Raw genomic sequence first — 9,610 nt, forward strand, 5'->3', positions numbered from 1 at the left:
CCATGTCAAAGCGTATCGACGTGACGGACCTCAACGTCTACTATGGCAATTTCCTGGCCGTCGAGGATGTGAACATCAGCATCGAGCCGAAAGCCGTCACTGCCTTCATCGGGCCCTCCGGCTGCGGTAAATCGACGTTCCTGCGCACCCTGAACCGGATGCACGAGGTGATCTCGGGGGCCACCGTGAAAGGCGAAGTGCTCCTGGACGGGGAAAATCTCTACGCTCCCGGGGTGGACCCGGTGGTCGTGCGAACTCAGGTGGGCATGGTCTTCCAGCGTCCCAACCCCTTCCCGACGATGTCCATCAGGGACAACGTCCTGGCCGGAGTGCGGCTGAACAATAAGCGCATCTCCAAGGGCGAGGCCGATGAGCTCGTGGAGCGCTCGCTGCGCGGGGCCAACCTCTGGAACGAGGTCAAGGATCGTTTAGCGAAGCCGGGCTCCGGGCTCTCCGGCGGCCAGCAGCAGCGGCTCTGCATCGCTAGGGCCATTGCGGTTCAGCCGCAGGTGATCTTGATGGACGAGCCCTGCTCGGCCCTGGATCCGATCTCCACTCTGGCGGTTGAGGATCTCATCAACGAGCTCAAAGAGTCCTACACCGTGGTGATCGTGACCCACAATATGCAGCAGGCGGCACGCGTTTCGGATAAAACCGCGTTCTTCAATATCGCGGGCACCGGCAAGCCCGGCAAGCTCATCGAGTACGACGAGACCGCGACGATCTTCAACAACCCTTCGGTGAAGGCGACGGAGGATTACGTCTCCGGTCGCTTCGGCTGATCACAGTAGCGGGGAGACCGCGAGGTAGACGACCGCTGCGCCGAGCCCGCAGGCCACAGGCGTCAGCAGCCAGGCCCCGAAGATCTTGCCGCCCAGCCACAGGTTGATCCTCGCGAAGCCCTGATGGGCCCCGGCTCCGGTGATTCCCGCGGTACTCAGCTGGGTGGTGGCCAGAGGCAGGTGCATCCCAATCGCGCCAACCAGAAGTATCACCGAGCTCACCGCTTGGGAGACCATGCCTCGCATCGGGTCCACGCGGATCAGTTTGCTGCTCAGGGTATAGGCGATGCGCCAGCCGCCCAGGAGCGTCCCCGCGGTGAGCAGCAGACCCACGCCGATAGCCAGCCAGGCCATCAGCTGACTGCCGTCTTCCGTGCCGGAGGGTAGCCCGGCGGCAGCCAGTGCGAAGGCTAGAACCGCGACGATCCGGGCGCTGTCCTGCAGGCCGTGGCCCAGGGCGAGTGCGCTCGTGGTCACGGCCTGGGCTTGCCGGAATTTGCGCTGCACCGTGCCGTGCTGCGCATAGCGGGTCAGCCACGCCACAGGGAAGACCAAGAGATAGGCCACCACGAAGGCGATCACGGGGGAGAGCAGCAGCGGGAGCACGACGAGGGTCAGCACCATCGGCATCAGCCCCTCCAAGGGGGGGTGCCCTTTGAGGACGGCCGCTCCGGAAGCGCCGGCGATACCGCCGATCAGGGCATGCGTAGAGGATGAGGGGTACCCTATCCGCCACTGCCATAGGCCCCAAGCCAGGGCCGCGCAAAACGCCCCGAGCAGGATCGCCAGGCCTTCTACACCGGGCCGCATGATGAAGAGTTGATCCCTCAAACTGGCCGCGAAACCGGTGCTCAGGGCGGCACCGATGAAGTTGAAGATCGCCGCGAGCAGGATCGCGATAGTAGGGGTCAGCGCGCGAGTGCGCACTGCCACGGCGACCGTGGAGGCGGCATCCCGCAGCCCGTTGAGCACGGTGAAGCCTGCGGCCAGAAGCAGCACCAGCGATAGGAAGACAATGGTCACGGCAGCGACTTCGCTGTCGTCGTGGTATCTGCTGCTCTTGCTCGGCTCAGCCCCTTGTCCGGTGCGCTCATGATTCCTTGACGATGATGCCGCCGACTTGAGTGGCCAGGCGTCTGAAGTCCCGGGTGGTCTCGACCAGCTGCAGGGCGAGCTCCCGGTGCTTCAAGTAGCTGTTGGGCTTGGGATCTAGGAGCTCTGCCAGATATTTGCGGTGCGTGTGTTCAGCGCGCTGAGAGAGGCGGATCATTTCCAGCCAGTAGTCTTCCAGGCCGTCGAGGTCATCGAGCGCCCGCATCGCGGTAACGGTCAGTTCGGCTTGCCGTCCGATGACTTCGAGCTGCTCGGTGGCACGGCGGGGTATCCGGTCGATTCGGTAGATCACCAGCAGCTCTGCGGCCGCGTCGAGCTTTCCCATCGCTTCGTGCAGCACCCTGGAGAGGGCATAGATGTCCTCTCGCGGCAGCGGGCTGATGAAACTGCTGCGGATATGTGTCAGCAGGCTGTACAGCAGGTTCGTCGAGTGAGTCTCGTGGCCGTGGATCTGCTCTGCCAGCGGAACATAACCGGAGCGCGAAGTCCCGAACATTTCCGAAAGCAGCTGCACCCCGGAGACGAGTTGCCCGGCCATCTCGGAGAGTATTTTCAGCCCGTTGCGTTCCTTAGGGAAAAGGCGGAATTTCATGGCTGCCCCGAATCCGGCTCCTCAGAATGTGTCATCTCAAGGACATCTTACAGAGTCGCTGTGAATTGGCTCAGCAATGCCATCAGCCGGGGTCCGAGGAGGAATTGATCGGATTCAGAAAGATTGTGGTGCCGGACCGGGAGCGCCTCTCGGCGTGTGGCCGCTCGAAGCGGCTAAATGTTGGAGCCCGGGGGTTCCACGGTCCGGCACTACCTCTATTTTCCCGCGGGTGCCGGTCCGATGTCAACGAAACCCAGATAAACACGCGAACAAACGAAGATCAGTAAAGGTGAAGATTAGCATCGTTCAGCGCCGACTCAGTCGAGTTCGCCGTGTCGCCAGGCTTTAGCTGCGAACTCGAGGTCTTCAGCGGTGCGCAGGAGTCGCTGGGCGCTATGCGTGAGTTTGCTCGCATGCTCCGCGTTGCTGATCTCCCGCGCATCGGCGACCCTGGTCTGGCCGAGGGAGACCACTCTGCAGAATGCTGCGGTGCGTTCCAGCGCAACATCGAAGTCACCGTCGAAGGCTCCAGAGAGAACGGCATCGGCCATGGCCTTGAGTTCTTCGGCTCCTGGAGGCTCAGCCACACCGGCTATTACATGGGAGACCTGCGCGGTGTCTTTTCCCTGTGCGAAATAGACTGCGACCCGTTCGGTTTCATGCTGCGTCGCGGCGCGCAGCGCGTAGAGTCGCCAGAGCACTCCGGGCAGTGAGCGCGCAGGTGACTCGGCCCACATCTCAGCGATCGCTTCGAGGCCCTGCTGATCGGCCAAGCGCACGAGTCTTTCGGTGACCTCTGGATCATCACTGCTGCGCCCTTTGCTCACCAGGGCGCGCGCTGCCAGATGGGCTGCTTCGGAGACCCGCGCCGGGTCCGCGCCGCCATCGAAGGCAGCGAAATCTCCTAGCGGAATCGGCTTATGCGGTCTGGGCACATCTTCGCTCATGCCCCGACGATACTCCTGCCGTGCGGGGCCGTCGAGGGAGCTGATTCACTGCCGTGCGGGAGCGTGCGCTAAAGTGGATATGGCTTATTCATATGAGTGAGTCTGCGCCTTTAGCTCAGTTGGTAGAGCATCGGACTTTTAATCCGTGGGTCGAGGGTTCGAGCCCCTCAGGGCGCACTCAACGCAGTGCCGGTGATCATTCCCGGCGCACGTCCTCGCGAATTCTCGATGAAAATTAAGCACAATACGCTCTGGTCCCAGTAAAAATAAGCTTTTTATCTTATTTTTACTGGCCAGTTCTGAAATGCAGACCGCGTAATTATGCTGAAGCGATGACAGTGATTTAGGTCATCTAACAGTGATTTCATGGCAAAAACCAATGATTTTTCCTTATTTGGGTAGGATGGGCCGAGTGACCTACGTAGTCTGAGCGCGAAGGAACGCGCAAGAGGAGCAACTTAACGCCATGTCTACCGCGCAAGGTAAACCCAAGGCTGAGAGGCACTTACAGCGGGGGGCCAGTACTGCGAAGGAGGGCAGGATGCCCCTGGCCCGATGGGTCTTCGGCCCTGCCGCAGTCATCATCGTTCTTTTCGTTTTATACGCCACGCTTTTCCCGGATAACGCCACTGAGCTGTTCAGCGTGATGCAGGCCAACGTCATCAAATGGTTCGGTTGGTATTACGTTGCCGCCGTTGCGGTATTCATCGCCTTCGCGCTATGGATCGGCCTGAGCCGTTATGGCGATATCAAGCTCGGTCAGGATGAGGATAAGCCGGAATTCTCCCTCATGTCCTGGTTCGCCCTGCTTTTCGCTGCGGGTATGGGCATCGGCTTGGTCTTTTTCGGTGTGGCCGAACCACTCAACCACTTCGCCTCGCCCCGGCCCGGGTCTACTGGTAGCCCGGTGGAGCTCGCTCAGCAGGCGATGACTCAGACCTATCTGCACTGGGGCGTGCATGCCTGGGCGATCTATGTGGTGGTCGGCGTTTCTATCGCCTATGCCGTGCACCGCAAGCGCCGGCCGATTTCTATCCGCTGGACGCTGGAGCCGCTTCTAGGTGCCAAACGGGTTTCCGGCGGCTGGGGCAATCTCATCGATACCGTGGCTCTGGTCGGCACGCTCTTCGGCGTTGCCACCTCCCTGGGCCTGGGCGTCCTGCAGATCTCAGCGGGCCTTGATGAAGCCAATATCCTCGCGGCCACCCAGCAGACTCAGATCGGGCTGATCCTTGGCATCATCACCTTGACGATCCTCTCGGTGGTCTCTGGAGTGGGCAAGGGCATGAAATGGCTTTCGAACACGAACCTGATCCTGGCCGGCCTCTTTATGCTCTTCGTGCTCTTCACCGGGCCGACCCTGTTCCTGCTCCGCGAATTCGTGCAGTCCATCGGCAACTACTTGCAGAACGTCATCGGCCTGACCTTCAACACTCTTGCTTTTTCGGGTGCGGAAGGCGAGGCCTGGCAAGCGGCATGGACCACGTTCTACTGGGGCTGGTGGATCTCCTGGGCGCCCTTCGTCGGTATCTTCATCGCGCGGATCTCCAAGGGCCGTAGCGTTCGCGAATTCGTGGCAGGCGTCCTGCTGGTTCCCACGGCTCTTGGCTTCCTCTGGTTCGCCGTACTGGGCGGTGCAGCGCTGTTCCGAGAACTCTTCGGACGGGGCGGTCTGGTCGGCCCGGATGGCTCGGTGGATACCGAAGGAGCGCTCTTCGCGCTCCTGGCCGACCTGCCCGGCGGAGCTTTCCTCACGATCGGCGCGGTGTTGCTGATCGGCATCTTCTTCATCACCTCCGCTGATTCTGGTGCCCTCGTGATGGGTATGATCTCCACCGGTGGTGACACCGAGCCTCGCCGCTGGCTGCGGATCTTCTGGGCGCTCGCGGCAGCAGCTGTGGCGATCGCCTTACTGGTAGCCAATGGGCTGCAAGCGATTCAGACAGCCGCGATTCTTACGGCGTTGCCCTTCAGCGTCGTGATCATCCTGATGTGCGTGGCCACGGTTCGGGCGTTCCACCATGAGCATCAGCATCTGCTCTGGGTGCAGCGCCGGCTGGTCCGCAAGGAGATCGCGGCCCATGTCACCGAGCAGGTCACCGAACACGTGAACGATCAGCTCCAGGACTCAGTGCAAGAGCATTACGAGGAGCACCTGGAAGATCGGATCAACGAGCAGGTGGCGGAGGCTGTAGAGGCTCAGTTCACGGAGCGCTTCGCCACGTCTGAGCTTCCCCTGGTCCCATCTCTTACGGAAGCCGAGGGTTCGGCTCCAACGGAGCGGAAGCCAGGGGGTGGGCCAAGCGGTTCGGGAACTACTTAGTCGGCTGTTTGATGTTCAGATTTTCCACCACCCGGGTCCGTTCGGGCGAATAGGCATAGGTGGCCCCGTCCTGCACGGTGACCCACCACTTGCCGCAGATCGCGCTGGCTTTCTGCTCGATGCCCTGAGGCCACCAATCCGCGCTCAGGGTAGGCGGGGTAGTGACGAATTCGTCGGCTTTCCACTGGCTATCCGTGTCGTCTCCCGATCGCGGCTGCTGTCCGGCGGCGACGGGCGTGCAGCTATTGGGGATCTCCGTGTTGCGCATGGCGAGAATGCGTTCGTTTCCGGTGGTGCGCAGGAGTAAGCGGATATCTCTGGCGTCATCGGGAATCCAGCTCGCCAGCTCCTGGCCGTTATTGGCATCGCTCCCGCGATCGTAGGTTTTGGTCTCCGTTTTATCGGCGTTGTTCTCAAAAGCCCCACAGCCGGTGACGGTGAGGGAGAGGGCTATTACTGGCGCGGTGAGGATCATTTTCTTCATGCTTGTCAGCCTAGGCACTGGCCGCGGCACCGGGATCAGGCCCGGGGAGGGGAATTTCCGTTTTCTTCTCCGACCCAGGTCTGATGGCTGCCCGGTTGGCCCTGGTCTTACCGGGTCACGGTACCTAGCATGGGGTCACGAATGAACGCGCACTGATCACGGATGCTACTGAGGGGCTGGGGGCCGAGTTCGCCCGTCAGCTTGCCGCCGCGAAATATGACCCGGCGCTCGTCGCCCGGGATGCAGAACGCCTGTGGGCCTTGGCGGAGCGTCTACAAGATGAATACGGCGTACGGGTGGAGGCGATTGCCGCCGACCTGGTCGCGGAAGAGGGAATCGCCGTAGTGACGGACCGGATCAGCCGTACGGCTGATCCAATCTCCCTGCTCGTCAATAATGCCGGCTTCGGGCTGATCAAGTCCTTTGAGCGCAATCCGGTCCAGTCTGAATCCGACCACCTGCAGCTGCATGTCAGAACACCTATGCTCCTGATGCATGCGGTGCTGCCGGGAATGCTGGAAAGAGGTGCGGGCCGTATCATCAACGTAGCGAGCGTGGCCGCTTTTCTTCCTCGTGCCAGTTATGGTGCGGCGAAGGCCTGGACGGTCAGCTTCAGTCGCTGGGCGAATCTGCACTACGGGGCTAGAGGAGTGAAGGTGCTGGCGCTGTGCCCGGGGTGAATATGTCAACTGTTTTTGGCCCCGGGAGGGCAACTTTTTCTGGCCCCACTTTTCGGTGTGAGTCAGATAGTCCCGGTAGTGCTGCCGTGTTGGGTAGCTATTTTTGGCTTCTGGTGTGGTCATTTTGCGGAAAGAGTTGATATTTGTGGCTGGTAGCCGGTTTAGTGGGTTTTACTTCCGACTGTTGTGTCGGGGGCTTGTGGATTGTCTCGTGATAGAAGGAGGTCGTCATGGTTGCTTGTAGTCCCGTGAAGAGGACGGTGAGGATGTCTCGTTGGGTGAGGATCCAGGTGGCTTTAATGCTGGGTGTTTTGCTTGTTCTAGGAGGTGTGGTCGGGGCTCCTGGTGCTTCTGCTGCCCCGGATGATGTTGAGGCTTTGAGTCAGACGAAGATTATTGGTGGTAAGGCTGTGGCGAATGATGCTTACCCTTTTATGGCTTCTTTACAGTTCTCGGGTCGTTCGTTCTGTGGGGCTAGTCTGGTAGCCCCGCGTGTGGTGATGACCGCTGCGCATTGCGTGACATCACAGGACGAGTTGACGGGTCTGCCTGTGCCGAATACTGCTGGTGTTTCGGTGGTCGTCGGTCGCACAGCGCTTTCCAATATGAATCAAGGCGTTGAACGGGGGGTTCTTAGCCTGCTGGGGAAAGATCTGGTAGTTGTTCATCCGAGGTATCTACAAGGTGATGCTGCCTACGATGTTGCTTTCGTGTATCTTGATCGGTCGGTGTCCGGGATTGTTCCGGTGAAGTTGCCGACCAAGGGAACTGATGCGTTGCTTCGGCCTGGCCAGAAAGCCACAGTGATTGGTTGGGGTAATACCGATACTGAATTATCGAACTTCCCGGATCGGCTCCGTCAGGTTCAGGTCCCGATTCTTTCCCAGGATGAGTGCAAGATCAGTTACGATTCCTTCAATCCGGATGTTAATTTCTGTGCTGGGGTTCAAGGGAAAGACTCCTGTCAAGGTGATAGCGGGGGGCCGATCTTCCGACAGATTCCCGGTCGTGATACTGCCTACCAGACCGGTGTTGTTTCATATGGTGCTGGCTGCGGCGATCAGGGTGCCCCCGGTGTCTATGTCTCGCTGAGTTCTGCCAAGCTTTGGGATACCCTGGCCGAAAGCCGTGATGGTCAGCGAATCAAGAATTCATTGAACCGCTAGAAAACTATGCATCAGTAGATGCCATAGAGGCAGGAAAGCCCCAACCATTACGAAGATGTTGGGGCTTTCCTACCTCTACTAGTAGCGAGGCGGTAGGAGTTGGTTCCGGTTTCGATGATGGTGGCGTTGAAGGTGAGCCGGTCGATGATCGCCGCGCATAGGCGGGGGTCGGTGAAGGTTTTCGTCCACCCGCTGAAGGCTTCGTTGGAAGCGATAGCGACGGAGGCTTTCTCTTCGCGTTCGGAGAGGACTTGGAAGAGGAGCTCGGCTCCGCGGCGGTCAAGTTCCATGTAACCAAGTTCGTCAATGCATAGAAGGTCTACTCGCCCGTAACGGGCGATAGTTTTTGCGAGGATAAGCTCGTCGGCGGCTTCAACGAGTTCGTTCACTAGCCGGGTGGCGTGAACGTATTTGACCCTGAATCCTTTTTCCGCTGCGGCTGTGCCGAGTCCGATGAGCAGATGGGATTTGCCGGTTCCGGAATCCCCGATCAAGCACAGGGGCTGGCCTTTACGGATCCAGTCACCGGCCGCCAAAGTGTTGATCGTGGCTTCGGGAATGTTCGGGTTCGCTTCGAAATCGAAATCGCCTAACCATTTATCGCGAGGGAAGCCGGCTGCTTTGACCCTACGGATGCTGGAGCGCCGGTCCCGGTCATCGCACTCTGTCAACAACAGTTCGGCTAGGAAACCTTGGTAGGAGAGCTGTTCTTTGCTAGCGGTAGCGATGGCTTCATCGAACACGGCCCTGATTGTGGGTAACCGGAGGCGTCGGCAGGCTTGGTCAACTGCGGCGATAGCTGCCTGGTCTGTGAGTCCTCTACGTCTGCGTAGCGGCGGGGTGACTGTGGTAGTCGGTGCTGCGGTCATGAAGCGTCGTCCTTCCGAAGAATCTCTAGCGTGGATTGGGTGATTTGTCGGCGTTTGGTGAGCAGCTCGTCGTAAGCGTTAACCGAAGGAAGCGGCCGCTTATCAGCCGGTAACCCGGCGATGACTGCTGCCGGGTCAGTGAGACGGCGTTGAGTGAGACTGATAACCCGCTGCACGTTTACTTTTTCGTGAGTAACCAGATGGCAATCCACATCGGCCCCACTCTCAGCCACGGCTATGGGGTGGGCTGCGGCGTGTCTTCGTGCTTCTACCGCGACTACGTCAGCGTTGATAGCGCTGACGATTAATGCTGCACGGATTCCGGCTTCAACATCGGCTGCCGTCATGGAGCGGTGGAGCAAGAGGGGTCTGCCCCGGGTTTGGTTGACAGTTGGGGTTTGGGGTGATCAGGCCGCTTTCGCGTCCGTGTAGATCGTCTCAAACTCTACGGGAGTGAGTTTGCCGAGGCCGCGTTGCCGGCGTCTTCGGTTGTACTTCGTTTCGATCCAGGAAACGATCGCGAGGCGGAGGTCAGCGCGAGTGTTCCAGCATCTCGTGTTGAGCACGTTCTTCTGAAGCAGGCTGAAGAAACTCTCCATGCTCGCGTTATCGCCAGCTCCGTAGGACCGGCCCATGGAGCCGATAAGGCCGTTG

The 9,610-nt window shown here is 59.8% G+C and carries 10 protein-coding genes, 1 tRNA gene and 1 pseudogene; 5 read left to right on the top strand and 7 right to left on the bottom strand.

What is annotated here, in order from left to right; genetic code table 11:
* Positions 1-2: 2 nt before the first annotated feature.
* Complete coding sequence (gene pstB, locus C501_RS0103790) at positions 3-782, top strand: phosphate ABC transporter ATP-binding protein PstB (RefSeq protein ID WP_018134303.1); 780 nt, start codon at positions 3-5, stop codon at positions 780-782.
* On the opposite strand, the gene C501_RS0103795 is transcribed toward pstB, so the two are convergent.
* From C501_RS0103795 to C501_RS0103805, 3 genes are all read right to left on the bottom strand, one after another.
* On the bottom strand, positions 783-1,805 hold the full coding sequence (locus C501_RS0103795) for an inorganic phosphate transporter (RefSeq protein ID WP_018134304.1): 1,023 nt from the start codon (positions 1,803-1,805) through the stop codon (positions 783-785). It abuts the gene before it with no gap.
* Between the two features lie 67 nt (positions 1,806-1,872).
* Positions 1,873-2,487: a DUF47 domain-containing protein gene (locus C501_RS0103800; RefSeq protein ID WP_018134305.1), complete on the bottom strand. Its 615-nt coding sequence runs from the start codon at positions 2,485-2,487 to the stop codon at positions 1,873-1,875.
* Positions 2,488-2,804: 317 nt separating this feature from the next.
* On the bottom strand, positions 2,805-3,434 hold the full coding sequence (locus C501_RS0103805; RefSeq protein WP_018134306.1) for a hypothetical protein: 630 nt from the start codon (positions 3,432-3,434) through the stop codon (positions 2,805-2,807).
* Between the two features lie 104 nt (positions 3,435-3,538).
* On the opposite strand from C501_RS0103805, the gene C501_RS0103810 reads away from it, so the two are divergent.
* A tRNA-Lys gene (locus C501_RS0103810) sits at positions 3,539-3,611 on the top strand.
* Positions 3,612-3,975: 364 nt separating this feature from the next.
* A complete protein-coding gene (locus C501_RS12415) occupies positions 3,976-5,757 on the top strand; it encodes a BCCT family transporter (protein WP_018134307.1) in 1,782 nt (593 codons plus the stop codon).
* Here C501_RS12415 and C501_RS0103820 read toward each other — a convergent pair.
* Entirely contained in the window at positions 5,750-6,241 is a 492-nt protein-coding gene (locus C501_RS0103820; RefSeq protein ID WP_156807611.1) for an HAD family hydrolase, read from the bottom strand. The genes C501_RS12415 and C501_RS0103820 overlap by 8 nt on opposite strands.
* A 155-nt stretch (positions 6,242-6,396) precedes the next feature.
* Between C501_RS0103820 and C501_RS12420 the strand changes: the two genes are divergently transcribed.
* Positions 6,397-6,921, top strand: a complete 525-nt coding sequence (locus C501_RS12420; protein ID WP_281098852.1) for an SDR family NAD(P)-dependent oxidoreductase — start codon at positions 6,397-6,399, stop codon at positions 6,919-6,921.
* A gap of 299 nt (positions 6,922-7,220) precedes the next feature.
* On the top strand, positions 7,221-8,087 hold the full coding sequence (locus tag C501_RS13910) for a S1 family peptidase (protein WP_245532395.1): 867 nt from the start codon (positions 7,221-7,223) through the stop codon (positions 8,085-8,087).
* Positions 8,088-8,134: 47 nt separating this feature from the next.
* Here C501_RS13910 and istB read toward each other — a convergent pair whose 3' ends face one another.
* From istB to C501_RS0103845, 3 genes and pseudogenes are all read right to left on the bottom strand, one after another.
* Positions 8,135-8,956, bottom strand: coding sequence for an IS21-like element helper ATPase IstB (istB, locus tag C501_RS0103835; protein WP_026174582.1), 822 nt, complete (start codon positions 8,954-8,956; stop codon positions 8,135-8,137).
* Positions 8,953-9,321 (bottom strand): annotated as a pseudogene (locus tag C501_RS0103840) (hypothetical protein); the annotation flags it as partial. The pseudogene C501_RS0103840 and the gene istB, both read right to left, overlap by 4 nt.
* A gap of 42 nt (positions 9,322-9,363) precedes the next feature.
* Positions 9,364-9,610, bottom strand: a 247-nt coding sequence (locus tag C501_RS0103845; RefSeq protein WP_018134313.1) for an integrase core domain-containing protein, incomplete at its 5' end; no start/stop codon positions are given.

The sequence above is a fragment of the Acaricomes phytoseiuli DSM 14247 genome (assembly GCF_000376245.1).
Classification (GTDB): domain Bacteria; phylum Actinomycetota; class Actinomycetes; order Actinomycetales; family Micrococcaceae; genus Renibacterium; species Renibacterium phytoseiuli.